The 25,843-nt window shown below is 74.5% G+C and carries 28 protein-coding genes; 14 read left to right on the plus strand and 14 right to left on the minus strand.

All coding sequences use genetic code 11. From position 1 onward, the window contains the following. Positions 1-2: 2 nt before the first annotated feature. From PH191_RS28160 to PH191_RS28200, 9 genes are all read right to left on the minus strand, one after another. Positions 3-449, minus strand: coding sequence for a RidA family protein (locus PH191_RS28160; RefSeq protein ID WP_274197949.1), 447 nt, complete (start codon positions 447-449; stop codon positions 3-5). After that, entirely contained in the window at positions 446-1,156 is a 711-nt protein-coding gene (locus PH191_RS28165; protein WP_274197950.1) for an HAD-IA family hydrolase, read from the minus strand. Before PH191_RS28165 ends, PH191_RS28160 begins: the two co-directional genes overlap by 4 nt. Beyond that, a complete protein-coding gene (locus PH191_RS28170) occupies positions 1,153-2,976 on the minus strand; it encodes a PEP-utilizing enzyme (RefSeq protein ID WP_274197951.1) in 1,824 nt (607 codons plus the stop codon). Before PH191_RS28170 ends, PH191_RS28165 begins: the two co-directional genes overlap by 4 nt. Further along, a complete protein-coding gene (locus PH191_RS28175; protein WP_274197952.1) occupies positions 2,966-4,039 on the minus strand; it encodes a PEP/pyruvate-binding domain-containing protein in 1,074 nt (357 codons plus the stop codon). Before PH191_RS28175 ends, PH191_RS28170 begins: the two co-directional genes overlap by 11 nt. A gap of 67 nt (positions 4,040-4,106) precedes the next feature. After that, positions 4,107-4,352, minus strand: a complete 246-nt coding sequence (locus tag PH191_RS28180) for a EutN/CcmL family microcompartment protein (protein WP_274197953.1) — start codon at positions 4,350-4,352, stop codon at positions 4,107-4,109. Beyond that, positions 4,349-4,669, minus strand: a complete 321-nt coding sequence (locus tag PH191_RS28185; RefSeq protein ID WP_274187106.1) for a BMC domain-containing protein — start codon at positions 4,667-4,669, stop codon at positions 4,349-4,351. The genes PH191_RS28180 and PH191_RS28185 overlap by 4 nt, the downstream gene beginning before the upstream one ends. 2 nt (positions 4,670-4,671) lie before the next feature. Continuing rightward, positions 4,672-4,962 carry a BMC domain-containing protein gene (locus PH191_RS28190; RefSeq protein ID WP_274187107.1) on the minus strand — a complete coding sequence of 97 codons (291 nt, stop codon included), beginning with the start codon at positions 4,960-4,962 and terminating at the stop codon, positions 4,672-4,674. After that, on the minus strand, positions 4,962-5,786 hold the full coding sequence (locus PH191_RS28195) for a DODA-type extradiol aromatic ring-opening family dioxygenase (protein ID WP_274197954.1): 825 nt from the start codon (positions 5,784-5,786) through the stop codon (positions 4,962-4,964). Before PH191_RS28195 ends, PH191_RS28190 begins: the two co-directional genes overlap by 1 nt. Continuing rightward, positions 5,783-6,763 carry a DODA-type extradiol aromatic ring-opening family dioxygenase gene (locus PH191_RS28200; protein ID WP_274197955.1) on the minus strand — a complete coding sequence of 327 codons (981 nt, stop codon included), beginning with the start codon at positions 6,761-6,763 and terminating at the stop codon, positions 5,783-5,785. The genes PH191_RS28195 and PH191_RS28200 overlap by 4 nt, the downstream gene beginning before the upstream one ends. 108 nt (positions 6,764-6,871) lie before the next feature. Here PH191_RS28200 and PH191_RS28205 point away from each other — a divergent pair, with 108 nt between their 5' ends. The 9 genes from PH191_RS28205 (at position 6,872) to PH191_RS28245 (ending at position 15,078) form a co-directional block, all read left to right on the plus strand. Continuing rightward, the gene (locus PH191_RS28205) at positions 6,872-7,705 is read left to right on the plus strand and encodes an IclR family transcriptional regulator (protein ID WP_274197956.1); all 834 of its coding nucleotides are present in this window, start codon (positions 6,872-6,874) and stop codon (positions 7,703-7,705) included. Between the two features lie 31 nt (positions 7,706-7,736). Continuing rightward, positions 7,737-8,645 carry an acetaldehyde dehydrogenase (acetylating) gene (locus PH191_RS28210; RefSeq protein ID WP_274197957.1) on the plus strand — a complete coding sequence of 303 codons (909 nt, stop codon included), beginning with the start codon at positions 7,737-7,739 and terminating at the stop codon, positions 8,643-8,645. Continuing rightward, a complete protein-coding gene (gene dmpG, locus PH191_RS28215) occupies positions 8,642-9,691 on the plus strand; it encodes a 4-hydroxy-2-oxovalerate aldolase (protein ID WP_274197958.1) in 1,050 nt (349 codons plus the stop codon). The genes PH191_RS28210 and dmpG overlap by 4 nt, the downstream gene beginning before the upstream one ends. 2 nt (positions 9,692-9,693) lie before the next feature. Further along, positions 9,694-10,095 (plus strand): tautomerase family protein, encoded by a 402-nt coding sequence (locus tag PH191_RS28220; RefSeq protein ID WP_274197959.1) that lies wholly within the window; start codon positions 9,694-9,696, stop codon positions 10,093-10,095. After that, positions 10,092-11,765: a LuxR family transcriptional regulator gene (locus PH191_RS28225; protein ID WP_274197960.1), complete on the plus strand. Its 1,674-nt coding sequence runs from the start codon at positions 10,092-10,094 to the stop codon at positions 11,763-11,765. The genes PH191_RS28220 and PH191_RS28225 overlap by 4 nt, the downstream gene beginning before the upstream one ends. A 122-nt stretch (positions 11,766-11,887) precedes the next feature. Beyond that, positions 11,888-13,315, plus strand: coding sequence for an FAD-binding oxidoreductase (locus tag PH191_RS28230; protein WP_274197961.1), 1,428 nt, complete (start codon positions 11,888-11,890; stop codon positions 13,313-13,315). Positions 13,316-13,362: 47 nt separating this feature from the next. Continuing rightward, positions 13,363-13,713, plus strand: coding sequence for an ArsR/SmtB family transcription factor (locus tag PH191_RS28235; RefSeq protein ID WP_274197962.1), 351 nt, complete (start codon positions 13,363-13,365; stop codon positions 13,711-13,713). Beyond that, positions 13,710-14,222, plus strand: a complete 513-nt coding sequence (locus PH191_RS28240; protein ID WP_274197963.1) for an SRPBCC domain-containing protein — start codon at positions 13,710-13,712, stop codon at positions 14,220-14,222. The genes PH191_RS28235 and PH191_RS28240 overlap by 4 nt, the downstream gene beginning before the upstream one ends. A 130-nt stretch (positions 14,223-14,352) precedes the next feature. After that, positions 14,353-15,078 (plus strand): pentapeptide repeat-containing protein, encoded by a 726-nt coding sequence (locus PH191_RS28245; protein ID WP_274197964.1) that lies wholly within the window; start codon positions 14,353-14,355, stop codon positions 15,076-15,078. 4 nt (positions 15,079-15,082) lie between these two features. Here the strand turns inward: PH191_RS28245 and PH191_RS28250 are convergent, their stop codons facing one another. After that, a complete protein-coding gene (locus tag PH191_RS28250) occupies positions 15,083-15,988 on the minus strand; it encodes a methionyl-tRNA formyltransferase (protein WP_274197965.1) in 906 nt (301 codons plus the stop codon). Positions 15,989-16,079: 91 nt separating this feature from the next. Here PH191_RS28250 and PH191_RS28255 point away from each other — a divergent pair, with 91 nt between their 5' ends. Then, entirely contained in the window at positions 16,080-16,898 is an 819-nt protein-coding gene (locus tag PH191_RS28255; protein ID WP_274197966.1) for an alpha/beta hydrolase, read from the plus strand. Between the two features lie 25 nt (positions 16,899-16,923). On the opposite strand, the gene PH191_RS28260 is transcribed toward PH191_RS28255, so the two are convergent. After that, complete coding sequence (locus PH191_RS28260) at positions 16,924-17,685, minus strand: SDR family oxidoreductase (protein ID WP_274197967.1); 762 nt, start codon at positions 17,683-17,685, stop codon at positions 16,924-16,926. A gap of 107 nt (positions 17,686-17,792) precedes the next feature. Between PH191_RS28260 and PH191_RS28265 the strand changes: the two genes are divergently transcribed. From PH191_RS28265 to PH191_RS28275, 3 genes are all read left to right on the plus strand, one after another. Next, positions 17,793-19,613: a PEP-utilizing enzyme gene (locus PH191_RS28265; RefSeq protein ID WP_274197968.1), complete on the plus strand. Its 1,821-nt coding sequence runs from the start codon at positions 17,793-17,795 to the stop codon at positions 19,611-19,613. A gap of 20 nt (positions 19,614-19,633) precedes the next feature. After that, entirely contained in the window at positions 19,634-20,767 is a 1,134-nt protein-coding gene (locus PH191_RS28270; RefSeq protein ID WP_274197969.1) for a PEP/pyruvate-binding domain-containing protein, read from the plus strand. 111 nt (positions 20,768-20,878) lie between these two features. Further along, positions 20,879-22,096 carry an MFS transporter gene (locus PH191_RS28275; protein ID WP_274198012.1) on the plus strand — a complete coding sequence of 406 codons (1,218 nt, stop codon included), beginning with the start codon at positions 20,879-20,881 and terminating at the stop codon, positions 22,094-22,096. On the opposite strand, the gene PH191_RS28280 is transcribed toward PH191_RS28275, so the two are convergent. The 3 genes from PH191_RS28280 to PH191_RS28290 are packed head-to-tail and all read right to left on the minus strand — an operon-like array spanning position 22,062 to position 24,661. Next, positions 22,062-22,835 carry an IclR family transcriptional regulator gene (locus PH191_RS28280; protein ID WP_274197970.1) on the minus strand — a complete coding sequence of 258 codons (774 nt, stop codon included), beginning with the start codon at positions 22,833-22,835 and terminating at the stop codon, positions 22,062-22,064. The genes PH191_RS28275 and PH191_RS28280 overlap by 35 nt on opposite strands. Positions 22,836-22,844: 9 nt before the next feature. Beyond that, positions 22,845-23,462: a carboxymuconolactone decarboxylase family protein gene (locus PH191_RS28285; protein WP_274197971.1), complete on the minus strand. Its 618-nt coding sequence runs from the start codon at positions 23,460-23,462 to the stop codon at positions 22,845-22,847. Further along, the gene (locus tag PH191_RS28290) at positions 23,459-24,661 is read right to left on the minus strand and encodes an MFS transporter (RefSeq protein ID WP_274198013.1); all 1,203 of its coding nucleotides are present in this window, start codon (positions 24,659-24,661) and stop codon (positions 23,459-23,461) included. The genes PH191_RS28285 and PH191_RS28290 overlap by 4 nt, the downstream gene beginning before the upstream one ends. A 168-nt stretch (positions 24,662-24,829) precedes the next feature. Here PH191_RS28290 and PH191_RS28295 point away from each other — a divergent pair, with 168 nt between their 5' ends. Then, positions 24,830-25,801 carry a GlxA family transcriptional regulator gene (locus tag PH191_RS28295; protein WP_274197972.1) on the plus strand — a complete coding sequence of 324 codons (972 nt, stop codon included), beginning with the start codon at positions 24,830-24,832 and terminating at the stop codon, positions 25,799-25,801. Positions 25,802-25,843: the final 42 nt, after the last annotated feature.

Raw genomic sequence — 25,843 nt, forward strand, 5'->3', positions numbered from 1 at the left:
GCTCAGCGGACACGGACCATCGCGTCCAGCTCGACCGCGAACCCCCGCGGCAGCGCCCGCACCCCGATGGCGGTGCGCGCGTGCTCCCCGCGCGCCCCGAACACCTCGGCGAGCAGGTCCGACGCCCCGTCGACGACGCCCGGCTGGTCGGTGAAGTCGTCGGTGCACGTGACGTACCCGCGCAGGACGAGCACCTGGGCGACGCGGTCGAGCGAGCCCAGCGCGTCGCGGGCCTGGGCCAGCAGGTTCAGCGCGCACCCCCGGGCCGCGGCGTAGCCCTCGGCGACCCCGAGATCCGCGCCCAGGCGCCCGACGTGCCCGTCGGCGCCCTGGCCGGCGAGGTGCAGCGTGTCCCCGGCCATCGTCCAGCCGCGGTAGCGCCCCGCCGGGCGGCGCAGGGGCGGCAGCTCCAGCCCCAGCTCGCCCAACCTCTCCTCCGGACTGCTCACGGCGACCACACCCTCCGACGCGCCGGCTCGTCCGCCGGCAGCCCGAGCGCCCGCGCGACCCGGGCCGTCGATCCTGCCGGGTCGGTCACCTCGAACAGCTCGGCGGCCATCCCGGCCCGGCGGGCGCCGTCGAGGTTGGCGGCGAGGTCGTCGACGAACAGGCAGCGGCGCGGGTCCTCGCCGAGGGCCGAGGCCGCCGCGAGGAAGGCGTCCGGCGAGGGCTTGAGCACCCCGAGCTTCGCCGCCTCGAGCACACCGTCGAACTCGGCGACCGCGGGGAACCGCCGTGGCCAGTCGTCGCCGAACCAGTGCGCCATGTCGTTGGTGAACGCGACGACCCGCACGCGCCCGGCCACCCGCGCGATCAGCCGCAGCACCTCGGCCCGCACGTAGGAGCAGTCGCGCCACAGCGACCCGATGTCGATGTCCGGGCGGCGCGCGGTGAGCTTGGCCCAGTAGTCACGCTCCTGGAGCTCACCCCGCTCGACCGCGCGATACTCGGCGTCGACGCCGATCGGGCCGGCCGGGAACCCGGGCACCGCCGTCGACTCGAACAGCGTCGGGATGACGACGCCGCCCATGTCCAGCAGCAGGGTGCCGCTCGCCCCGCGCGTGCGCCGCAGTGCCTGGCGACGGCGCGACCGGACCGCGTCGACGGGCGGCGCCGGGCCCGGCCGGTCGCCCGGCGGTGGCGCACAGGACGTCACGCCGGCTCCAGCACCGTCACCACTCCGGCGCTCCCGTCCACCCGCACCCGCTGCCCCGTGCGCAGGGTCGAGACGGCGTTGCCGGTGCCGACGACGGCCGGCAGCCCGTACTCGCGGCAGACGATCGCGGTGTGGCTCATGATCCCGCCGACGTCGGAGACCGTGGCCGCGACGCGACCGAACACCGGCGCCCACGACGGCGACGTCGCGGGGCAGACGAGGATGTCGCCGGGCTCGATCGACGGCAGCTCCGAGGGATGGGTGACGACGCGGACCGGGCCCTCGACGACGCCGGGCGAGCCCGCGGTCCCCCGCAGCACGCCCTCCTCGGAGTCCGAGCGCAGCCACTCGGCCACCGTCGACGTCGTGATCCCCCAGAGCATCACCGTGAACGGCTCGTCGATGGTCGTCGGCGGCGGGCCGAGCGCCGGCGGCGGCTCCCACGCCCGCAGGGCCGTGTAGATCTCGCGGCGCCGGGCGATGATCGGACGCCAGTAGTCCGCGCCGCGCGGCCGCGAGCCCACCGACCAGCCGGCGACGCAGTCGTAGATCGCCTCGGCGACCTCGTAGCGGCGCAGGAAGAACATGTCCTCGGGCTCGTCGAACTCGCCCATCGCGGCCAGCGCCCGCGAGAGCTCGTGGGACTTCGCCCAGAACGTCGCCCACATCCAGTGCTCGATGTAGAGCACGTGCTCCTCGATGTAGACGAACACCTGGCGGGCGAGCGCGAGGGTGTCGTCGAAGGTCGCGCGCTCGGCCTCGGGGAGCAGCTCGCGGTAGCCCGCGGTGATCCGGTCGCGCTCGGAGAGGACCTCCTCGGTCGGCCGGTCGATCGTGGTCCCGTCGGCGAGCCGGCGCAGGTACTCGCGCACCGAGGCCAGCGGGATGTTCGGGTCGTCGGCCCAGGTCGGGTACGTGTGGTACCCGCCGGGGTGGCCCGGGTCGGTGTTGATGAGGAACCACGGGTCGGCCGTGCGCTCCCAGTCGGCCACCCACTCGGTGCCCGCCGCGTCGGAGCGCAGGTCGGCGAACAGCGACGCCGCGTCCTCCGTGGCGTTGATGCGCTCGGCCAGCCCGAGGCGCACCGCCTCCTTCGCGAGCCGTTTGAGCTCGTCGTCGGGCCGGTAGAGGTCCACCCGCAGGCCGCCGACCATCCGCGAGATCGACTGGTCGGAGATGTCGGGGAACGCCGCCCGGCACATCCCGAAGAACGTCAGGTAGGCCGCGTAGCCGATGTTGAGCAGCTCGAAGTGGAACTGGTAGGTCTCGTACATCGTGAGCACGAGACGGTCGAAGTCCCGGATCATGCGGAACCCCGCGGAGTGCCCCGTGTGCTGGTAGACGGTCTCCTCGGGCTCGAGGTCGGGCAGCGGGTCGAAGCGCAGCGCGCGGATCTCCTCCAGCTTCGCCATGACCTTGGTGCGCCACTCGTCGTAGATCGCGTCCCAGCGCTCGTAGTAGTGCCCCGCGCGCTTCCCGAACTCCTCGGCGCGCGCCGCGATGTCCTCCGGCGGCGCCGGCACCGGGGTGACGTAGAGGCGCCCGTTGACGATCCGCTGGTCGACGCCGAACGCCGGCGGCATCGCGAAGACGCGCGTGTTGAACGCGCCGAGCGCCTGCCACCAGCACTCGCACTGGATCTCGTCGTAGGGGTGCAGGACGTCGGGGTGGTGCAGGCGGTCGGCGAACCAGAACCGCTGCTCGTCGAGCTCGCGGCGCTCCGGACCGAACAGGTGGTACCAGTCGTACATCGACTCCCAGCCCTCGGCGCCGTCCGGCGTCGGGACCTCGAACGGGCTGGGGAAACGGTCAGCCGCCATGGTCGGAGCCTTCCTGCCGGGTGGTGCGGGTGAGGGTGGCGAGGACGGCGGACAGCGCCGATCCGGCGCCCGTCCCGCCGGTCGCCGAGCGGGGCGCGCGGGTGCTCCACACCGTCTCGGGTCGGGTCTGGAGCAGGTGGATGTGCGACGGTCCGCCCGGGTCGGCGACGGCGAACTCGCCGTCCTGGGGCGTCCCGGCGTCGCGTTCGACGCGTCGAGCGACGGCGAGCAGCTCGGCGAGCTCGGCGTCGTCGAGGCAGGGACGGTCGCGGTCCTCGGGCGGGACGTCGACGACGACCGTGCCCGGCCGGCCGTCGGTGCGCGTCATCCGCGTCGGCTTGACGGCGATCTCCCGGCGCAGGATCTCCCCGCTGATCTTGTCCAGGACGAAGCGGTCCGGGGTCACCTCGCCGGAGACCAGCGGCTCACCGAGACCCCAGACGGCCTCGCAGACGACGGTCGACCGGTCGCCGTTGGCGGGGTTGAGCGTCATGAACACGCCGGCCGCCCGCGCCGTGACCATCTCCTGGACGACGACGGCCATGGCGCCCGCGTCCCCGCCCGCCCGCTGGCGGTAGGAGACCGCCCGGGCGGTGTAGAGGCTCGCCCAGCAGCGCGCCACCGCGTCGGCGACGGCGTCGGGGCCCCGGATCTCCAGGTAGGTGTCGTGCTCGCCGGCGAACGACGCACCCGCGGCGTCCTCGCCGACGGCCGAGGACCGCACCGCGACGCGCGTGTCCGGGCCGACGAGCGCGGTGTACGCCTCCCGCACGGCCTCGAGGACGAGACCGGACCGCGAGGCGTCGAGCAGGGCCGCCCGCGCTCGACCGGCGGCCTGCTCGAGGACGTCGACCGGGGTGTCGGGACCCACGTCGCGCAGCGAGGCCTCGAGGTCGTCGGCACCGTCGGTCGCCGCGGCGAACGCGGAGGTCGAGACGACGAAGCCCGTCGGCACGCGCGCGTCCAGGGCCACCAGGCGACGCAGCCCGGCGCCCTTCCCGCCGACGAGGGCGGCGTCCGCGGCGGCGGGGTCGTCGAGTCCGACGATCCACGGCGTGCTCATGGCCACCACCGCCGACGGCGACGCGGTGCGACGGAGGAGCACCCGCGGGGGCGGTCGTTGCGGGGGCTCATGGCTGATCCCACCCGGCGACGAGCGCGATCACGGCCGCGTCCACGCAGCTGCGCCCCGTCACGGCCGCGGCGGCCTCGTCGGTGGCGACCAGCACCGTCGAGCCCGTCCCGGCGTCGAGCAGGTCGACCGCGACCCGCCGCTCCCCGGACTCCGGCTCGCGCACCAGCACCATGCGCACACCACCGAGCCCGTCCACCGCGCGCTCGGACCAGACCCGTCCGACGACCTCCCCGAGGATCATGAGGACTCGATCGCGCGCGTGAGCCGGTCGGCGCTCCCGTTCTCGAGCAGCCCGACCGACACCCCGTGGGGCTTCGGGTACACCTGGGCCGCGCGCAGCTCGCCGTACTGCTCGACGGCGGCGGACCCGGCGTTCACGGCCTGGCGCACCGCGGCGAGCGAGCCGCGGACGGCGACCGCGAGGTAGCCGCTCGACACCCGGTCGACGGTCACGGTCTCGACGTCGGCGGTCTTCATCATCGCCTCGATCCCCGCCGCGAGCGCCACGACGCCGCGCGTCTCGAGGATCCCGATGGCACCACTTCCCCGTTCGGCCACGATCAGCTCCCCACCATCGCCATGTCACCCGCGAGCGCCTGCACCGGCAGGCACGGGCTCGCGAACACGATCGACTTCACGGCGCGCCCGGAGACCGCGCGGGCGACCTCCTCGCCGACCTCGACGGCCTCCTCGACCGTTGCGAGGTCGCCGGTGACGGCCACGGCCACCAGCCCGCCGCCGAGGCGCACGGCCCCGCGGACCTCGACCTCGGTCGCCTTGACCATGGCGTCGACGGCGTCGAACACCGGCACGAACCCCTCGGCCTCGATGAACCCCACTGCCCGTGCCATCAGGACTCCTTGTCGGTTGACTCGCCCCACCACACGACCGCCGCCCCCGTGCCCCACACCGGGCCGTAGGCCAGGACCTCGCCCGGGCCGTCGACCACCCCGGCACCGTCGAGGAACGCGAACGCGCGGAACTGGCTGTCGGCCTGCGCCGCCGCGGCGTACTGCGGGCTCATGGCGAGGACCTCGTCGCGGTCGCCGGCCCGGATCGCGTCCAGGACCTTGCGGTTCCAGCGGTCGTGGGCGTCCTCGACGCGGTCCTCCGCGGGGGTGATCCAGCGCCCCGTGAGCCCGGAGGACAGCCCGCTGACGGCGACGACGCCGAGCGTCCGGCCCAGGTCGCGCGCGGCCCGCACCCCGGCCGCCGCGACCTCCGCCATCGCCGAGGGCTCGGCGTAGAGGTTGCACGAGACCAGCGCCCAGCGGCCCTGCCCGTGCGGGTCGAGCAGCCGCGAGGCGACGATCGTGCCGGTGTCGACGGGGAAGCCCTCGTAGAGCGTGCGGCGGGCCTGCATGCCGGCGGCGTCGATCGCGTCGGCCCAGCGGTGGGCGAGGTCGGTGTCGATCGCCAGGTCGTGGTCGAGGTGCCCGTAGTCGTAGCGGTACCAGTTCTCGTCGGTCCGCCGTCCCCGCAGCCGGGCGTCGCACTGCACCTGGTGCCCGAGCACCGTGAACCACTGCGTCGAGAGCAGCAGGACGGTGTCGACGCCGGCGGCGCGCAGGCGGTCGCCGACGGTGCGGGTGGCGCGCGCCAGCTCGGCCCAGCTCGGGGCCGGGTCGCCGGCCAGCAGGTGGGGCATGGCGGGGACGAGCGCGGCGGGGGTCACGGGACCCACTCCACGACGGCGTTGCCGGTCGCGATCACGGTGCCGTAGGCCAGGACGTCGCCGGCGATGTCGGGCCAGCCCATGGCGGCGAGCAGCCACGTGAGGCTGCCGGCCTTGGTCTCCGACGACGTCGCCTCGATGTGCTTCGGGACGGCGTCCTTGAGCCGCGACGTCGGGCCCTCGCGGATGGTCTGCAGCAGCTCCATGTCGCCCGCGTACTGCGCATGGTTGAACGGGCGCTCGGCGCTCATGTCCTCGGGGAGCTCCGGCTCGGTGTCCCAGTGCAGGTGCGACAGCGAGTTCGACCCCAGCAGCACCGCGCGACGGCCGGTGCGCTCGATCGCGCGGCGGGTGGCGGCGCCGAGGGTCTCCATCTCGGCGAGGGAGGCGTCGGAGTAGTAGTACGGGTTGTTGTTGGCCGAGAGCGACACGACCGGCAGGTCCCACTCGGGGTTCGCCAGGTGCAGCGCGCCGATCGTCGCGTAGTCGACGCGGACGCCGTCCTCGCGCAGCGCGCTGGTCACGAGGCCGGCGCGGTCGCCCTCCTCGACGATCGCCTCGGCGAGCTCCACGTCGGTGCGGAAGTCGTAGTGGTACCGGAACAGGTGCGGGAAGATCGGCTCGACGGAGATCCCGCGCGGGTTCGGGACGCAGTTGACGTGGTGACCGACCATCGTGATCCAGTGCGGCGCGTGCACCACGAGCACGTCGGGGCGGTGGGCGCGCAGCCGCCGGCGCAGCTCCTCGTAGCCCCAGCGCAGGACCTCCCAGCCGCCCGTCGAGCGGGGCTCGTTCTGCGGCGGGTTCTCCGCGTACACGAGGTGCGGAGGGTGGGGCGCGAGGTAGCCCGCGACGATGCCGGCCTTCTGCTCGCCCGACGCAGGGGCCGGCGCGGGAGCCGGGACGGCCGGCGTCCCCGCCGCGCGCCGCGCACCGGACCGGCTGCTGCCGGCCGGGACCTGGAAGACGCGGGCCATGCCGGCGGACGCTAGGGCGGGCGGGCGACCCGGACCCAGCGTCGTGTCCCGCAGGGCTGGACACGGCGAGGACTGGACATGGCTGCCTGTGCTGCGGAAACTCGGCCGATGGTGTCCGCGGTCGGCAAGGCGGCCGCCCTGTTGCGCGCCTTCGACCCGGGCGTGGACGTGCTGTCCACCCGCGCGCTGGCCGCCCGCACCGGCATCCCCCGCTCGACGGTGCACGTGCTCGCCACGACGCTCGCGACCGAGGGGCTGCTCGAGACCGTGCCCGGCCGCGGCTGGCGGCTGGGCCCGCTGCTCGTGGGCCTGGCCGGCCAGATCATCGAGCGCACCGGGCTCGTCGCCGCCGTCGAGGGCGCCCTGGGCGGGCTGCTGCGCCATGCAGGCCAGGAGGTCCACGTCGGGCAGCTCGTCGGCGGCTGGGTCGTCTACCTGCACCGCGAGGCCGGGCCGGACTCGATGGGCCGGGCGACGATGGACAACCGCGTCGGCCTGCGCGCGCCGGCATGGCGGGGCGGCTGCGGCAAGGCGGCGCTGGCTCGGCTCGCGCCCGCGGAGGTCGACGAGCGGATCGCGCGGCTGTGCCGCGACGAGGGCCTGGACCCGCCCGACCCGACGCTGCTCGCCGACGAGCTCGCCGCCGCCCGGGAGGCCGGCTACCTGGTCTCGTCGTCGTTCCAGGCGGGCCGGACGTCGGTGGCCGCCGCGGTCGTCGACGGCGACGCCCGCCCGCTCGGTGGGCTCTCGGTGGCCGGCCCGACGCGTCTGTTCACGCGGGCCGTGCTGGGCCGCACCGTGGAGGACGTGGTCGCCGCCGCGGGCCGGGCCCGGCTCACGGTGTGCACACCGGGGGCGAGGTCGGTCGCGGTGCCCGCACCGCGGCGGAGTCCGATCACCAGTCCCACAGAGCGGAACGCGGTGGTTCCACCCCGGCGCTGAGCGGTGCCAGAGTGCTGGCATGAGCTCTGGCATGAGTGCGCCCGCGAAGGTCCCCGCCGCGATCGTCGGCCCGGGCAACATCGGCACCGACCTCCTGGCCAAGCTCGCGCGCAGCGCGCGCATCGAGGTCACCGCGATGGTCGGCGTCGTCGAGTCCGAGGGGCTGGAGCGGGCCCGGGCGATGGGCGTGGCCGCCTCGTCCGAGGGCGTCGACTGGCTCCTGCGCCTGGACCCGTTGCCCCGCATCGTCTTCGAGGCCACCTCGGCGAAGGCGCACGCGGCGAACGCGCCCCGCTACGCCGAGGCCGGCATCCGCGCGATCGACCTGACGCCCGCGCACCTCGGACCGATGGTGTGTCCGGCGGTGAACATGCCCGACCACCTCGACGCCCCGAACGTCAACATGATCACCTGCGGCGGCCAGGCGACGATCCCGATCGTCGCGGCGGTCTCGCAGGTGGCGACGGTGGACTACGCCGAGATCGTCGCGTCGGCGGCGTCGCGCTCGGCGGGTCCGGGCACGCGCGCCAACATCGACGAGTTCACCGAGACCACGGCGAAGGCCGTCGAGGAGGTCGGGGGTGCGGCGAAGGGCAAGGCGATCATCATCCTGAACCCCGTCGAGCCGCCGATGATCATGCGCGACACGGTGTTCTGCTCGCTGCCGCCCGACGCCGACACCGACGCGGTGGCCGCCTCGGTGCACGCGATGGTCGCCCGCGTCCAGCAGTACGTCCCGGGCTACGCGATGCGCGCCGAGCCGCAGTTCGACCCACCCACCGACAAATGGGGTGGGCGCGGGCGCGTGGCGGTGTTCCTCGAGGTCAAGGGCAACGGCGACTTCCTGCCGGAGTACGCAGGCAACCTCGACATCATGACGGCCGCCGCGGCGCAGGTCGGCGAGCTGGTGGCGGCGGAGATGACGGAGGCAGCGGCATGAGCGAGCGCGCGGGAGCACGACCCGGAATCCGGCACGACGTCCGGATCACCGACACGACGCTGCGCGACGGCAGCCACGCCCAGGCCCACCAGTTCACCGAGGAGCAGGTACGCGACACCGTCCGCGCCCTGGACCGGGCCGGGGTCGAGGTCATCGAGGTGACCCACGGCGACGGGCTGGGCGGGTCGAGCTTCAACTACGGCTTCTCGCACACCGACGAGCTCAAGCTCATCGCGGCGGCCCGCGAGGAGGCCACCCAGGCCCGGATCGCGGTGCTGCTCGTGCCCGGCATCGGCACCGTCGACGATCTGCGCCGCGCCCACGACGCCGGCGCCGAGATCGTGCGCGTCGCCACCCACTGCACCGAGGCCGACGTCAGCCCGCAGCACTTCGGGGTGGCCCGCGACCTCGGCATGGAGACCGTCGGGTTCCTCATGATGGCCCACCGCACGTCGCCGGAGGACCTCGCCAAGCAGGCCCGGATCATGGTCGACGCCGGCTGCCAGTGCCCGTACGTCACCGACTCCGCCGGCGCGCTGCTCATGCACGACGCCCGCGCACGTTTCGAGGCCCTGCTCGCCGAGGTCGGCGACGAGGCCTGGGTCGGCTACCACGGCCACCAGAACCTCTCCCTCGGCGTCGCGAACTCCGTGATCGCCGCCGAGGTCGGGGTCAAGGAGATCGACGGCTCGCTGTGCGCCCTGGGTGCCGGGTCGGGGAACTCGCCCACCGAGGTGATCGCCGCGGTGTTCGACCGGATGGGCATCGAGACCGGGCTCGACGTCACCGCGCTGCTCGACGCCGCCGAGGACGTCGTCCGCCCCTACCTGCACCGCTGGCCCAAGATGGACCGCAACGCCATCACCCAGGGCTGGGCGGGCGTCTACTCGAGCTTCCTGCTCCACGCCGAGCACGCCGGCGAGCGCTACAAGGTCCCCGTCCCCGACATCCTGCGCCGCTGCGGCGAGCTCGGCCTCGTCGGCGGACAGGAAGACATGATCATCGACATCGCCCTCGAGCTGGCGCGCGAGCGGGAGCAGGGCTGAGCGTGCCGGTCCTGGAGGTCCATCTCGTCGAGGGCGACCACGCCCCTGCGGCGATCGCCCGCCTGCTGGAGGCCGCGAGCCGTCGCTACGCCGAGGTGCTGGAGTCGCCGCTCGAGCGCATCCGGGCCTACGCGACGCTGCACCCGCGCGAGCACTGGGCGGTCGGCGGCGCGACGGGTGGCGCGCCGGCGCCGTACTTCACCGCGATCGTCCTCGAGGGCCGGCCGGTCGAGCAGCGTCACCGTCTCCTCGCCGACCTGACCGACCTGCTCGTCGACGTCCTCGGCGCGACCCGGTCGCGGGTGCGGGGGCGGATCATCCAGGTCCCGCCCGACGACTGGGCCATCGGGGGCGTACCCGCCTCCGGGGCGCGGCGGGACGAGATCGCCGCACGAGGGAGATGACCGGCCGCGAGCGCGGCGCCGCACCCCGGCGCGCGCTCGACAGCGGTCGCGAGTCCTTCCGCCGGCGGCGGTGGCAGGAGGCCTACGCCGAGCTGTCGCGCGCCGACGACGAGGCCGGACTCGGGACCGCGGATCTCGAACGGCTCGCCACGGCCGCCTACCTCACCGGCCGGGACGGGGTGTGCGACGCACTCCGGGAGCGTGGTCATCGGGAGTGCCTGGGCCGCGGCGAGGAGGTCGCGGCCGCCCGGTGCGCGTTCTGGCTCGGCTTCGGTCTGCTGCTCCGCGGCGAGGAGATCCGGGCCGGCGGGTGGCTGGGTCGCGCGCACCGGGTGCTGGACGCGGGCCGGTACGACTGCCCCGAACAGGGCTATCTGCTCGTGCCGGTCGCGATCGCGCAGCTGGGCGCGGGTGATCCCGCGGCGGCGACTGCCACGTATGAACGGGTCGGCGGGCTCGGCGAGCGCTTCGGCGACCCGGACCTGTGCGCCTTCGGACGACTCGGGCGGGGCGAGGCGCAGGCCGCGGCGGGCAGGTTCCCCGAGGCCGCGGCGTTGTTCGATGAGGTGATGGTCGCCGCCACGGCGGACGAGCTGTCGCCCGTCGTCGCCGGCATCGCCTACTGCGCGGTGATCCAGGCCTGCCAGGAGATCCTCGACCTCCGGCGGGCCCGGGCGTGGACCTCGGCGCTGACGCAGTGGTGCGCCGCCCAGCCCGACCTGGTCCCCTTCCGGGGCCAGTGCCTGGTCCACCGGGCCGAGATCCTGGTGCTCCAGGGGGCCTGGTCGGAGGCCGCCGCGGCGGCCGGTCAGGCCTGCGAGCGCCTCGCCGCCCCCTCGGATCGCCACGAGGCCGAGCCGTCCGGGCACCCGGCGGCGGGCGGGGCGTTCTACCAGGTCGCCGAGCTGCACCGGTTGCACGGGCGTGTCACCGAGGCGGAAGCGGCCTATCGCGAGTGCGCCCGGTGGGGCCGTCAGCCCCAGCCCGGGCTGGCGCTCTTGCGACTCGCCCAGGGCCGGGGCGACGTGGCGGGCGCGGCGCTGCGGCGTGCGCTCGCGGAGGCCCCCGCCCCCGACCGGCCCGCGCTGCTGGCCGCGCACGTCGAGGTCCTCCTGGCGGCCGGCGTCACCCCGTCGGCCCGCGCCGCGGCGGACGAGCTGGCCGTGCTCGCCGGACGGTCGGACGTCGAGCTGCTGCGGGCGATGGCGGCCCAGGCGGCGGGAGCCGTCCTGCGCGCGGAGGGCCGGCCGGTGGACGCGCTGGCCACCCTGCGCGCGGCCTGGCGTGAGTGGCAGCAGCTCGACGTCCCCTACCACGCGGCCCGGGTCCGGGTGCTCCTCGCGATGACCTGCCGGGACCTCGGTGACGACGACGCTGCGGAGATGGAGCTCGACGCCGCCCGGCGTGTCTTCGCTGCGCTCGGTGCCGCGCCCGACCTCGCCCGGGTGGCCGTGCTGACCCGCGCGGTGGACCCGGTGGGCGGCCTGACCGACCGCGAGGTGCAGGTCCTCCGCCTCGTGGCGACCGGCCGGACCAACCGCGTCATCGCCGCGGACCTGGTCCTCAGTGAGAAGACCGTCGCCCGGCACCTCGCCAACATCTTCGCCAAGGTCGGCGTGTCCTCCCGCGCAGCGGCGACGGCCTACGCCTACGAGCACGGGCTCGTGTAGCCGCTGCACAGAACGGCCCACGCCACCCCCGCACGGCCTGCACATCCCGCCCGATGCGGCGGCGTGCCCGTCGTTCCTACCGTCGCGGAGTCCCCGGTCGCCCGCGTCGAGGTGAGGCATCGATGTCACCACCCACACCCACTGCCCTGAGCACGACCCCGCTCGACGAGGTCGTGGAGCGGCTCCGCGCACAGCTGCGCGGCGCGCTGCTCCGTCCGGGAGACGACGGCTTCGGGGACGCGACCGTGCTCTGGAACGGGATGATCGCCAAGACGCCGGCCCTGGTCGTGCGCCCGACCGGGACCGCCGACGTCGTCGCCGCGGTCGACGCCGCCCGCGAGCACGGGCTCGCGCTCTCGGTCCGGGGCGGGGGCCACCACATCGCCGGCACGGCGCTCGTCGACGGCGGGCTGACCCTCGACATGTCGGCCCTGCGCGGGATCGACGTCGACCCGGTGGCCCGCACAGCGACGGTGCAGCCCGGATGCGTGCTCGGCGAGGTCGACCGCGAGACCCAGCTGCACGGACTCGCGACCCCGCTCGGCTTCATCTCGGAGGTGGGAGTGGCGGGGCTGACGCTCGGCGGCGGCATGGGCTACCTGAGCCGGCGGTTCGGGTGGACGGTGGACAACCTCCTCGAGGTCGAGATCGTCACGGCCGACGGCCGGGTCCGGCGCGCGAGCCGGGACGAGTCTCCCGACCTGTTCTGGGCGGTCCGCGGGGCCGGTGCCAACCTCGGCGTCGTCACCTCGTTCACCTTCCGGCTGCATCAGGTCGGGCCGATCGTCCACGGCGGGCTCATCCTGTGGCCGTTCGACCGGGCCGACGACGTCCTCCGCGCGTACCGCACGATCGCCGCCGAGGCTCCCCGGGAGCTCAGCGTCTGGATGCTGATGCTGCACGCCCCGCCGGCCCCGTTCGTCCCCGAGCCGTGGCACGGCCGGAAGGTCTGCGCCATGGTCGTCTGCTTCAGCGGCGCCCCCGAGGACGCGGACGCGGCGCTCGCACCCCTCCGGGCGGTGCCCGACCCGGTCGTCGACCTGGTCGGGCCGATGCCCTACACCGAGGTGCAGTCCTACCTCGACGACGGCGAGCCCAAGGGCCACCACTACTACTGGAAGAACGAGTTCGTGGCCGAGCTGTCCGACGACCTGCTCAGGGCGACACGGGACCTGTTCGCGGAGTGTCCGATCCCGGAGGCCGAGATCGGTTTCCTCCACCTCGGCGGAGCCATCGGCGACCACGCGGGAGACGACGGCGCGGTCGGCAACCGCGATGCCCGCTTCGTCTTCGCGATCACGGGCATGTGGGAGCCGGGCCACCCGGGCGCGGAGGGGTTCCCCGGCTGGGTGCGGACCGGGTGGGAGCGCGTCCGACCGTTCTCGACCGGTGGGAACTACGTGAACTTCCAGACCGCCGACGAGGGCGACGACAGGGTGCGGGCGACCTACGGTCCCCGGTACGACCGGCTGGCCCGCATCAAGGAGACCTACGACCGGGACAACGTGTTCCGGTCCAACCGCAACGTCGCTCCCCGTCGACCGAACTGAGCTTCATACCTTGTGCGGCATATGCCCTACGAGGCATGCTCGGCGCCGTGACCACCGAGCCGGACACCGGGACGTGGGCGGCGCTCGCCGACCCGCACCGGCGGGCGATGCTGGGCCTGCTGCGCGAGCGGCCCCGGGCGGTCGGCGAGCTCGTCGACGCCCTGGCCCTCAGCCAGCCCAGCACGTCGAAGCACCTGCGGGTGCTGCGCGAGGCGGGGCTGGTGCGCGCGCGTGCCGACGCCCAGCGCCGGGTCTACGAGATCGACCCGGCGCCGCTGGCCGCGCTCGACGTCTGGCTCGCGCCCTACCGGCGGATGTGGTCCGACAGCCTCGACGCCCTCGGGCGGCGCCTCGACGAGACCTCCCCCCTGCCCGGCGTCTGGAAGGACACCCCGTGAACCCCACCGGCAGCTACCTCGAGATCGACGGACGGCCCGCCCTGCGCTTCGTCCGCGAGTACCAGCACCCCGCCGAGCGGGTGTTCGTGCTGCTCACCGACCCCGACGAGCTCGCGCACTGGTTCCCGGCGAAGGTCGCGGCGCCGACCTGGTCGGCGGGCGCGACGGTGACGTTCACCTTCGAGGCCGACGGCGACGGCGGGACCGGCACGGTCCTCGCCCACGAGCCGCCGCACCGGGTCGCGTTCTCGTGGGAGGGCGAGGAGCTGTGGTTCACCCTCGAGACGCTGCGCGACGGCCGGTCGCGGCTGACGTTCACCCACCTCATGGACGAGCGGGACGCGGCGTCGCGCAACGCCGCCGGGTGGGACGTCTCCCTCGAGGCCCTCACCGCCGCGCTCGACGGGACGCCGGGCACGGCGCCGGGCGGGCGCAGCCCTGACTGGGAGGAACTCTACGAGGGCTACGTCGCCGCCGGCGTGCCCTCGGGTGCACCGATCCCCGGCTGACGGCTCGCGACGACGGGCACGTTCCGCAGGCGGACGCACGAGTCGATCATGCCGAACGTGCCCCTCGTCGGCGGCGGCCCCGACGGGCGGGGACCCGCGCCGTCGGCCCCGGCGGGCAGACTCGGCCACCGTGACCGATCCCCTCGACGCCCTGGACGCCGGCCCCGAGGTGACGGACGCCGACCTCACCGGCGCCGACCCCGAGCGCGTCCGCGACCGGCTCGAGCGCGGGCACGGCACGCCGTGGGTGCTGCGGCGCTGCGTCCTCGACGAGCTCGACCTCTCCGGGGTCGACCTCACCGGCGCGACGCTCGACCGCGTCCGGGCCACCGGGGTGCGGTTGCGCGGCGCGGTGCTCGACGGGGTGCGGGTGGACGGCGGGTCGCTGGCCGCCGCCCAGATGCTCGACGCCGACCTCACCGACGCCGTCCTCACCGGCGTCGACCTCTCCCGCGCCCAGCTGGTCGGCGCCCACCTCACCGACACGACGTTCCGCGACTGCCGGATGGTCGGCGTCGACCTCTCGGGCCTGCGCGACCTCGCGGTCAGCTTCACCGTCGACGGCTGCTCGCTCGCCCTGGCCCGCCTCGCCGACTCCCACCTGCGCGGGTGGCGCCTCGACCGCGTCGACCTCTCCGATGCCGACCTCTCGGGCGCCGACCTGCGCGACGTCGTCCTCACCGACTCGAAGCTGCGTGGCACCGACCTGACCCACGCCCGGCTCACCGGGGCCGACCTGCGCGGCGCCGACCTCGGCGAGATCACCCCGGAGACGCCCGCGGTCCTGCGCGGCGCGATCGTGTCGACCGAGCAGGCCGCCGACGTCTGTCGCGCCCTGGGCCTCCAGGTGGTCTGAATCCTCAGGTGCTCGGGGTCGTCAGGCGGTCCCCGCGCCGCAGGACGGCTCCCTCGGCGAGACGCCGGGGCCGGACCCACTCGTCCGCGGTGGCGACGAGCGGGCCCTCGTCGTCCTCGGCCACCTCGCCGGGGGGACGACCCGCGCACGACCGTCCGGTCGCCGCCACGCGGACCACCCCGATCTCCTCGGCACCGTCGCGCAGCGTGCGCGGCACGCCCCACGGGGAGGGGTAGGGCCCGTAGTCGCAGGCCCGGACGAAGTCGACGACCTCGCGGGCCGGGGCCGTCCAGGGCACCCAGCCGTCGTGCGGCACACCGCGTCCGAAGTAGCGGCGGGCCGTGTGGTCCTGGGGGTGCCGGGGCACGACGCCGTCCTCGAGGTGACCGAGGAGCCGGTCGACGAGCTCCTGCCCGTGCGCCACGCAGCGCACCGCGACGGTGAGCGCCGTGTCGTCCGGGGTGATCGGGAAGCGCACCTCGTCCACGACGTCACCGGTGTCGATGCCGGGCTCCATCCAGTGCAGCGTCACGCCGTGCTGCTCGTGCCCCCGTGCCACGGCCCAGCTGGGGGCGTTGAGCCCGGCGACCTCGGGCAGCGGCCCGGGGTGCAGGTTGAACGCGCCGACGCGGGGTGCGTCGAGGACCTCGGGGCGCACGAGGTGCAGCGAGTGGACGTTGAGCAGGACGTCGACGCCCCGCTCGCGGAGGTCGTCGGCCAGCTCCGGGTCGCGGACGCGCTCGGCGGGCAGCGTCGGCACCCCGAGCTCGGCGGCGGCCGACGCCACGGACACGCCGGGCGCGGTCGCGTCGCTCGCCGTCAGCACGACGCGCAGACGGTGATCGCTGCGCGCGATGCGCTGCAGCGTGCGGACCCCTGCCGCCTCCTCGGCCACGAGTGCGACCTCCATGAGCACCACCCTTTCGTGGTGGCTATCCCTACCAGAAAGGGACATATCGGCACGAAAGACCCAGGACGACGGGCTGCGGCACACTGCGCGGGTGATCCGCCGCGTCGCCGTCGCCGTCGGCGTGGTCCTGACCGTCGTCGTGCTGCTGGTCGGGAGCCTCTGGCTCTTCCAGCGCGAGCTGGTCTACGTCCCCTCCCCCGGTCCGGTGCCGCCGGCGGCGACGGCCGTGGCCCGCGGGCAGGACGTCGTGCTGACCACGGACGACGACGTGCGGCTCGGCGCGTGGTTCATCCCCGCGAGCGGCCCGCGGCGGGACGTGACGGTGCTGGTGGCGAACGGCAACGCCGGCGACCGCTCGATGCGGGCGCCCCTGGCGGCGGCCCTGAGCGCCCGGGGCCTCGACGTGCTGCTCTTCGACTACCGCGGCTTCGGCGGCAACCCGGGGAGCCCGAGCGAAGAGGGCCTGTACGCCGACGCCCGCGCCGCGCGCGACCACCTCGCCCGCGACCGCGGCGTCCCGCCGCAGCGGATGCTCTACCTCGGCGAGAGCCTGGGCTCGGCGGTCGTCGCCCGCCTCGCGACCGAGTCGCCGGTCGGCGGCATGGTCCTGCGCTCGCCGTCGGTCGACCTCCCCGCCGTCGGCGAGCGGATCTACCCCTACCTCCCGGTGCGCGCCCTGCTGACCGACCGCTTCCCGGTCGCCGAGCCGGTCGCCCGGGCCGGGGTGCCGACGACGGTCGTGCTCGGCGAGGCCGACAGCCTCGTCCCGCCCGCCCAGAGCCGGGCGGTGGCCGACGCCGCCGGTGCGCCGGTCGTCGCCGTCCCGGGTGCCGACCACAACGACGCGGCGCTGAGCCACGGCCCGGCGGTCGTCGACGCCGTCGTCGACCGCGCGACGGCGTTGGGCTGAGGTGCCGGCCAGGACGCGACGAGATCTACAGGCCGCGCCGAGCCCCCATGTCCAGGGCCAGGGTCGAGCCCGTCAGCGCCGAGGCCTCGGGGTCGAGGAGGGTCGCGACGGCCCAGCCGACCTGCTCGGGCGTGACCAGCGCGCCCAGGGGCGACTCGGCGCAGCGCTCGGCGAGGATGTCCTCCACGTCGACACCGCGCGCCGCGGCCCGGTCGGCGGAGAGCCGGCGCAGGCGGTCGGTGTCGGCCGGGCCGGGGGCGACGAGGTGCGCGGTGATCCCCCGCGGCCCGTAGGCGTCGGCGAGCTGGCGCACGAGGTTCGCCAGCGCGGCGTTCGTGACGCCCGCGCCCGGGACGTGCGGCGACGGCTCGGCGCCGTAGTGCCCGCCGAGCGCCACGAGCCGCGAGCCCTCCGCCAGCCACGGGTCGGCGGCGCGGACGAGGCGCAGCATCCCGCCGACCTTGAGCGCCACCGCCGCCCCGAGCGCCGCGGGCTCGACGACGTCCAGGCCGCCCACCGCCGGCAGGCCGGCCGCCTGCACGACCATCCCGACGGGCGCGTCCCACACGGTCAGGCCGTCGGCGATCGCCTGTTGGGCGCCGTCATCGCCGATGTCCGCCGCGCACCCCACGACGCCCGAGTCGTCGGCGCTCAGGGCGTCGAGCGACCCCGCCGAGCGGGCCACGGCCAGCACCGGGACGCCGCGGGAGCGCAGGCGGCGCACGATCGCACCCCCGAGGGCGCCGGTCGCGCCGACGACGACGGCCAGGGGTTCGCTCGTCTCCACGGGCCGCGACCCTAGGCGTCACCCGGGGAGACCACCCAGGCGCCCGTTCGGCGGCGGGCAACGTTCCCAGGGGTGGAACGTGTTGCTTGCCTCACACTGCCGCTGGGATGAACGGTGACGTGGCGCTCATCGTCGAGGAGGAACAGATGGCCAACGTGGTGCCGGTGGACGACTTCGCCACGGGTGAGTGGTACCCGGGGTACAAGCCGGAACACTTCGACATGCCCTGGATCGTGGACCCGGCGAGCCCGTTCAAGCCGGGTGACGAGCAGGGCTTCTGGTTCCTCGACTTCCACTGGTCGCGAGGCCTCACCCCCCTCGCCGCCACACTGTGGAGCGGCGACGGCTACTGCTGGGGCACCCAGCACGCGGCCGAGTCCCTGCCGCTGCCCCCCGGGCGCGGCGTCTCGGCGCGCTTCGCCGGCACCCACCTCTACGGCTCGGCGCTGCCCGAGACCGACCCCAACGAGATCGGCGCGCGGGCCAACCGCATCGCGACGAACCTCCCCCACTTCCTGCAGAACTACCGCAGCATCTGGGAGGGCGGCCGCGACGAGCTCGAGAGCACCTGGCAGTACTTCCGCGGCGTCGACTTCGCCGGCACGCCCGACCTGACCGACCTGCTCACCAAGGGCCGCCGCTACCACAAGCGGGCCATGGAGATCCACTTCGGCGTCATGTACCCGATGCTGGCCAACTTCCTGGGCTTCTACGGCGCATGCGCCGACATGGGGATCAACCCCAACGAGATCGGCAAGTTCCTCCAGGGCGAGGACACCAAGATCATGGAGACCGACCGCGAGGTGTACCGGCTCGCCATGCGGGCCCGGGCGGCCGGTCTGTCGCACGTCTTCGACACCCACGAGCCGCACGAGCTGCGCGCCGCCCTCGGCCGCGAGCCCGGCGCCGGCCCCTGGCTCACCGAGTTCGACGACTTCCTGCAGGTCTACGGCTGGCGCGCCGAGGCCACGTGCGACGTCGGGGTGCCGAGCTGGATCGAGGACAACACGATCCCCCTCGGGCTGATCAAGACCTTCCTCAAGAAGGACGACGAGCACGACTTCGAGGCCGCGGCCCGCAACGCGATGGCCGAGCGGGAGGAGGCCATCGAGAACGCGCGCACCGGCCTGACCCGCGAGGAGCAGGCCGTCTTCGACGCGGGCCTGCAGTCCAACCAGGAGGCGAACTTCCCCTGGTGGCAGGACGACCACAACTACTACATCGACCTCAAGGTCATGCTGCCCCTGCGGTGGGGGTGCCAGGAGCTGGCGCGGCGCGAGAACGCCGACCACAAGGACGACATGCTCTACCTGTTCTGGCCGGAGCTCATGGACGTCGTCAGCGGTCGCAAGCCCTACCAGGGCGAGCTGAAGAGCCTGGTCGGCGAGCGCCGCCAGTACTTCGACCACTGGCACGCCCGGCGCAGCGAGATGCCGAAGGTGCTGGGGACGATCCCCGAGGCCGTCGAGGACCCGATCCTCATCGAGATCTTCGGGCTGAACCCGGGCTCGATCAAGGCCGTGCAGAACCCCGACGCCGCCAAGCAGACGGTGATGAAGGGCGTGCCCGCGGCCAAGGGCACCGCGCGCGGCATCGCCCGCGTCCTGCAGTCCTCCGACGAGATGCACCGCCTCGAGCCCGGCTCGATCCTGGTCTGCGAGTCGACGTCGCCGAGCTGGACGCCGGTCTTCGGCAAGATCGCCGGTGCGGCCTGCGACGGCGGCGGCATGCTCTCGCACGCCGCGATCGTCGGCCGCGAGTACGGCGTCCCCACCGTCACGGCGCTGGGCGTCGCCACGATCTCGATCGCGGACGGCGACGAGATCGAGGTGGACGGCACCACCGGGACGGTCACCATCCTGAACAAGGCAGCCACCACCACATCCGCGGACACCACCGCCGACGCCCCCGCGGGAGTCGCCGGGTGACCGCCGCCCCGGAGGTACCCATGACCGCGGCCGACGTCAGCGAGCCCGACGGCACCGGCAAGGCCACCACCCACAGCTGCGACGCCGTCGTCTGGATCGATGAGGTGGACCCGCAGCAGGCGATCGCGGCCGGCGGCTCGAAGATGGGCAGGCTCGCCGAGCTGATGCAGTCCGGCGTGCAGGTCCCCCAGGGCTTCGCCGTCACCGTCGACGCCTACTCCCGGCACTGCCGGGAGTCGGGTCTCGACGAGCGCATCGACGCGGTGATCGACCGGCTCGGGTCGTCGCCGACCGACGCCGAGGTGGAGTCGGCGTCGGCGGAGATCCGCCAGATGTTCCGCGAGACCCCGGTGGGGGCTGACCTGACGGGTCGGCTCACCGAGGCCTACGAGGAGCTGTGCCTGCGCTGCGTCGACGTCAACGTGCCGGTCGCGGTGCGCTCGTCGGCGACGGGCGAGGACGCCGCCGACGCCTCGTTCGCGGGGATCTTCGACACCTATCTCGGGGTCTCGGGCATCGAGCGGGTGCTCGACGCGGTCCGCAACTGCTGGGGCTCGCTGTTCACCGGGCGCGCGCTCGCCTACCGGCTGCGCAAGGGCATCAGCCACCACGCGATGCCGATCGCCGTCGGGGTCATCGAGCTCATCCACGCCCGCGCGTCGGGGGTGGCGTTCTCGGTGCACCCCGTGACCGGCAAGACCGACCGCATCGTCGTCGAGACCAGCTGGGGCTGGGGCGAGGCGATCGTGCAGGGCCTCGTGGACCCCGACCACGTCGAGATCGGCAAGGCCGACGGTCGGGTGCTCAAGTACGACGTCGCGCACAAGCGGATCGTCTCGGCGTTCGACTTCGCGGTCGGCGCGGTCACCGAGATCGACATGCCGGCCAAGCTCGCCGACCGCCGGGTGCTCGACGAGGAGCAGGTCACGGCGATCGCCTCGGCGGTGCGCTCGATCGAGGAGCACTACGGCTACCCCGTCGACGTCGAGTGGGTGATCGGGCGCCACCGTCGCGCGGGCGATCCGGTGTGCATCGTCCAGACCCGGCCGGTGACCGTGACCGCGGCGCCGGAGGAGGCCACCCCGGCCACCTACGACCCGGTGGCGCTGGCGCAGAAGTACCTCTTCTCCGGGAAGCCGATCCCAGGGCGGTAGCCACGTGAGTGATCCGGGTCGCCCTGGCGACCGGGATCGCTCACGTGCGCGTGCGCCTCCCGTGGCCGGGGAACACGCCTTCCGTCGTGCACGACCGGACGGAGGATCGCCATCAGCTCGTCGGCCGAGACCACCACCCGCGCCGCGCGAGGGCTCCGCGGACCGACCGCGGCCGCCGTCGTCGCCCTCGCCTTCCTCATCACGATGCTCGGCGCCACCCTGCCGACGCCGCTCTACCCGATCTACGAACAGGAGCTCGGGTTCGGCGGGGTGATGGTGACGCTGGTCTTCGCGGCGTACGCGGTCGGCGTGATCGCGGCACTGCTGCTCTTCGGGCGGCTCTCCGACCAGGTCGGCCGGCGCGCGGTCCTGCTCCCGGGTCTCGCGCTCGCCGCAGCCTCCAGCGCCGTCTTCCTCATCCCCGACAACATCCCGACGCTGTTCGTCGGCCGGGTGCTGTCCGGCCTCTCGGCCGGCATCTTCACGGGGACGGCGACCGCGGCGCTGGTCGACCTGGCCCCGGAGGGCCGCCAGGCCCGCTACAGCCTGCTCGCGGCCTGCGTGAACATGCTCGGCCTGGGACTCGGCCCGGTGGTCGCGGGCGCCCTCGCCGAGTACGCCCCGGCGCCCCTGTACCTGCCCTACGTGGTGCACATCGTGATGGTGCTGCTCGTGGGCGCGGTGACCTGGTTCGTGGCCGAGCCGATCGAGACCTCCGAGGGCCCGGTCAGCTGGCGCCCGCAGAAGGTCTCGGTGCCGCCCGAGGTCCGCGGCGTGTTCGTCCGGGCGGCGATCGCCGGCTTCGCGGGGTTCGCCGTCCTCGGCCTGTTCACGGCCGTCTCGCCCTCCTTCCTGACCCAGGTCCTGCGCATCGAGAACCACCTCGTCGACGGCCTGGTCGTCTTCACGCTGCTCGGGGCCTCGACGGTCGGGCAGATCGCGTCGTCCCGGCTGCGCCTGCGCCCGGCGCTGCTCCTCGGCTGCGCGGCGCTCGTGGTCGGCGTCCTCGGGGTCGGCGCCGCCATCGCACTGGCGTCGCTGCCATTGCTCGTCGCCGGTGCCGCCGTCGCGGGCGTCGGCCAGGGCATGAGCTTCCGGGCCGGGCTCGGCGCGGTGAACGCCGGCACCCCGCCGGAACGCCGCAGCGAGGTGGCGTCCAGCTTCTTCCTCGTCCTCTACGTCGGGATCTCGCTGCCGGTGATCGGCGAGGGCCTCGCGTCGGCGGCGTTCGGGCTCGTGGTGTCCGGCGTGGTCTTCGCGGGCCTCGTCGCGCTGCTGGGCGTCGTCGCCTTCGTCAGCCTCCTGCGGCAGCAGCCAGTCGACGCGTGATCACGTCGGCGGTGTCGGTCACGAGCGTGGTGTAGCGGCGCATCGTCGCCGCCGCCGCGCGGTCCACGGGGACGGCGACGCTGACCGCCGCGACCCCCTCGCCGGCCCCGTCGCGGATCACCGCACCCACCGAGACGACGCCGAGCCGGCTCTCCTCGCGGTTGTCCGCCCAGCCGCGCTCGGCGATCTCGCGCAGGCGCCGGCGCAGGGTCGCCGGGTCGGTGATCGAGTGCGGCGTCGGGCGCTCCGGGGTCCACCCGGCGAGGCGGGCCTCGAGCTCGTCGTCGGGGAGGGCGGCGAGCAGCACCTTGCCCGTGCTCGTCGTCGTCGCCGGCAACCGCGTGCCGACCCGCGCGAAGATCCGGACCGTGTACGGGCTCTCGAGGCGCTCGACGTACACCGAGTCCATGCCGTCGAGCACCGCGAGCTGCACGGTCTCCCCCGTCGCGTGGCGCAGCCCGGCCATCGCGGGCATCGCCGCCTCGTGCAGCCCCACGTGCGGGGCGACGCTCGCGCCGAGCTCGTGCACGGCCAGCCCGAGGCGGTAGGTCCCCTCCGGGCTGCGCTCGAGCAGGCGCTCGTCGGCCAGCGTCGCGAGCAGCCGGTGCACGGTGCTGGTGCCGAGCCCCAGCCGCCGGGCGAGCTCGGCGACCCCCAGCTCGCGGTCGGCGACCGAGAACTCCTTGAGCAGCCGCGCGGCGTTGCGCACCGAGCTCAGCTCCCAGCTCGGGCGTCCCACAGTGGCACGCTAGCCGGGGATCGGCGGCGCCGGGACCTCGAAGGCGTTGAGCAGCGCCGAGGTCGCGAGGTACATGCCGGTCAGGTGGACCATGTCGAGCACCCCGTCGCGACCGAAGGCCTCCTCGGCGGCCGCGTAGGTCGCGTCGGACACCCGGTGGGTGCGGACGAGCTCGTCGGTGAAGCGGTGGGCGGCGAGCTCGTCGGGGGAGAACCCCTCGGTATCCCCCGAGCGCAGGCCGGCGATCACCGTCTCCGAGAGCCCGACGGTCCGGGCCACGGCGACGTGGGCGTAGATCTCGTAGTCGGCCTGCCACGCGACGCCGACGGTGAGGATGACGACCTCGCGGATGGTCGTCGAGAGCGACGATCCGCGCTGGTCGGTCTGCACCCACTGGTTGAACGCCCGGCCGGGTCCCGGCCGCAGGGTGAACGCGTTGAACGGCCCGATGAGCCCGCCCTGGTCGTCGGTCGGGGCGAACCCGGAGCGCTCGGCCCAGCGCGCGGAGCGCCCGACGATCTCGTCGCGGGCGGCGCGCTGGTCGTCGTCGAGGTCGATCGCCTCGTTGCGGGGCAGGCGCCCGCCCCAGTCCCGGTCGTCGGCGCCCGGGTGCACGGAGATCGTCATCTCGCCGACGCTAGTGCTCCCGTCCGGCGGACCGCGAGCGAGAGCCCGGCGGCCACCACGCAGAGCGCGCCGGCGCCCCACCACGCGCCGTCGTAGGCGCCGGTGACGTCGCGGACGAGGCCGGCGCCGACGGCGGCGATCGCGGAGCCGACCTGGTGGGCGGCGAACACCCACCCGAAGACGATCGGCGCCCGCGCCCCGAACCGCTCGCGGCACAGCGCCACGGTCGGCGGCACGGTGGCGACCCAGTCGAGGCCGTAGAAGATGATGAACGCCCAGAGCGGCGGGGCCGCGGACGGCGCGAGCAGGAACGGCAGGAACGCCAGGGACACGCCGCGCAGCACGTAGTAGACGGCGAGCAGCTTGCGCGGGTCGACGCGGTCGGTGAACCAGCCCGACGCGATCGTGCCCAGGACGTCGAACACGCCGACGACGGCGAGCAGGCCCGCGGCGGTGGTGGCGGGCATGCCGTGGTCGTGCGCGGCGGGCACGAAGTGGGTGTTGAGCAGGCCGACGGTGGTCGCCCCGCAGATCGCGAACCCGCCCGCGAGCAGCCAGAACGTGCCCGTCCGGGAGGTGTCGCGCAGCACGGTGAGGGTCCGGCGCACGGCGCCGCCGACGACGACCTCCTCGGGCTGCACGTCGCCGGGCTCGGCGCCGTAGGCGAGCGTCCCGACGTCCGAGGGCCGGTTGCGCAGGAACAGCAGCACCAGCGGCACGACGAGCAGCGCGCCCGCCGCGATCAGCAGCGACGCCCCCCGCCAGCCCACCGACCCGGCGAGCGACGCCATGAGCGGCAGGAACACGAGGCCACCGGCCGCCTGGGCCGCGGTGAGCACCCCGGACACCAGCCCGCGCCGGCGCACGAACCACCGCCCGGTGACGACGGCGACGAAGGCGAGCGCCATCGACCCGGTGCCCACCCCGACGAGCACGCCCCAGAGCAGGACGAGCTGCCAGACCTCCGACATGAACACCGTCAGCCCGCTGCCCGCAGCCACGAGCACGAGCGCGACGGAGACGACGCGGCGCATGCCGAAGCGCTCCATCAGCGCCGCCGCGAAGGGCGACATCACGCCGTAGAGCAGCAGGTTCAGCGACACCGCCGACGAGATCGTCGCCGTCGACCAGCCGAACTCGGCGTGCAGCGGCTCGATGAACACCCCGGGCGCCGACCGGAACCCCGACGCCCCGAGCAGGGTGACGAACGCCGTCGCCGCGACGGCCCAGGGCCAGGCCGAGGGACGGCCCGGTGGGTCGACGGCGGGCGGGGAGTCGGGCCGCGTCTCGGTCACGAGCAGAGAGCCTGCGCGAGGAACGATCGCCGAACCAGTGGCCCGAACGCCACAACGTGCAAGAATCCGGCCATGCCCGCTCCCGACGGACGTCACGTCGTCGCCGTCCTCGCCCTGCCCGAGGTCGTCGGCTTCGACCTGCAGATCCCGCCGCAGGTCTTCGGCTCCGCGCAGAGGGACGGCGCACCGCTCTACGACGTGCGGGTGTGCGGGCTCGAGCCCGGCCCCGTCCGGTCGACCGCGGGCTTCTCGCTGCTGCTCGACCACGGGCCGGAGGCCCTCGCCGCCGCGGACACCGTCATCGTCCCCGGCACCCACTACGTCCCGGCCCGCCGCGACGGCGTCCTGCCGCGGGAACTGCACGCCGCCCTCGACACGGTGCCCGACGGCGCCCGCTGGATGTCGATCTGCACCGGGGCGTTCGTGCTCGCCGCGTCCGGACGGCTCGACGGCCGGAAGGTCACGACGCACTGGGCCCGCGCCGACGACCTGCGCCGCCTGCACCCCCACCTCGACGTCGACGAATCGGTGCTCTTCCTCGACGACGGCGACGTCGCCACCTCCGCGGGCCTCGCCGCGGGCCTGGACCTCAGCCTGCACGTCCTGCGCCGCGACCACGGCGCCGAGGTGGCCAACGCCGTCGCCCGTCACCTCGTGATCGCGCCGTGGCGCGACGGTGGGCAGGCCCAGTTCATCGACCACCCCCTGCCGGCCGCCCCGGAGGGGGCGACGAGCGCGGTGCGGACGTGGGCGCTGCAGCACCTCGACGCCGACCTGGACGTCGCCGGGCTCGCGGCCCGCGCGTCGATGAGCGTCCGGACCTTCACCCGCCGTTTCCGCGCCGAGACCGGCACGTCGCCGCACGCCTGGCTCGTCGCGCAGCGGGTCGCGCGGGCACGCCGCCTGCTCGAGGGCAGCGACCTGCCGGTCGACCGCGTCGCCACCGCCGCCGGCCTGGGGACGGCCGCGTCCCTGCGGGCCCACCTCGCCGACGACGTCGGCCTGTCCCCGCTCGCCTACCGGCGGCGCTTCCGGCGGCCCTGATCCCCGTCCGTACACCCCTGTACGGTCACGCGTCCGTACAGT

Source organism: Actinomycetospora callitridis (genome assembly GCF_028737265.1).
Taxonomy (GTDB): Bacteria; Actinomycetota; Actinomycetes; order Mycobacteriales; family Pseudonocardiaceae; genus Actinomycetospora; species Actinomycetospora callitridis.

Excerpts from the sequence above, each read along its gene's own strand:
- PH191_RS28170 (WP_274197951.1), bottom strand. The coding sequence starts at position 2,976 with ATGGCGGCTGACCGTTTCCCCAGCCCGTTCGAGGTCCCGACGCCGGAC.
- PH191_RS28175 (WP_274197952.1), bottom strand. The coding sequence starts at position 4,039 with ATGAGCACGCCGTGGATCGTCGGACTCGACGACCCCGCCGCCGCGGAC.
- PH191_RS28180 (WP_274197953.1), bottom strand. The coding sequence starts at position 4,352 with ATGATCCTCGGGGAGGTCGTCGGACGGGTCTGGTCCGAGCGCGCGGTG.
- PH191_RS28190 (WP_274187107.1), bottom strand. The coding sequence starts at position 4,962 with ATGGCACGGGCAGTGGGGTTCATCGAGGCCGAGGGGTTCGTGCCGGTG.
- PH191_RS28200 (WP_274197955.1), bottom strand. The coding sequence starts at position 6,763 with ATGGCCCGCGTCTTCCAGGTCCCGGCCGGCAGCAGCCGGTCCGGTGCG.
- PH191_RS28205 (WP_274197956.1), top strand. The coding sequence starts at position 6,872 with ATGGTGTCCGCGGTCGGCAAGGCGGCCGCCCTGTTGCGCGCCTTCGAC.
- PH191_RS28210 (WP_274197957.1), top strand. The coding sequence starts at position 7,737 with ATGAGTGCGCCCGCGAAGGTCCCCGCCGCGATCGTCGGCCCGGGCAAC.
- dmpG (WP_274197958.1), top strand. The coding sequence starts at position 8,642 with ATGAGCGAGCGCGCGGGAGCACGACCCGGAATCCGGCACGACGTCCGG.
- PH191_RS28225 (WP_274197960.1), top strand. The coding sequence starts at position 10,092 with ATGACCGGCCGCGAGCGCGGCGCCGCACCCCGGCGCGCGCTCGACAGC.
- PH191_RS28230 (WP_274197961.1), top strand. The coding sequence starts at position 11,888 with ATGTCACCACCCACACCCACTGCCCTGAGCACGACCCCGCTCGACGAG.
- PH191_RS28250 (WP_274197965.1), bottom strand. The coding sequence starts at position 15,988 with ATGGAGGTCGCACTCGTGGCCGAGGAGGCGGCAGGGGTCCGCACGCTG.
- PH191_RS28265 (WP_274197968.1), top strand. The coding sequence starts at position 17,793 with ATGAACGGTGACGTGGCGCTCATCGTCGAGGAGGAACAGATGGCCAAC.
- PH191_RS28270 (WP_274197969.1), top strand. The coding sequence starts at position 19,634 with ATGACCGCGGCCGACGTCAGCGAGCCCGACGGCACCGGCAAGGCCACC.
- PH191_RS28285 (WP_274197971.1), bottom strand. The coding sequence starts at position 23,462 with ATGACGATCTCCGTGCACCCGGGCGCCGACGACCGGGACTGGGGCGGG.
- PH191_RS28295 (WP_274197972.1), top strand. The coding sequence starts at position 24,830 with ATGCCCGCTCCCGACGGACGTCACGTCGTCGCCGTCCTCGCCCTGCCC.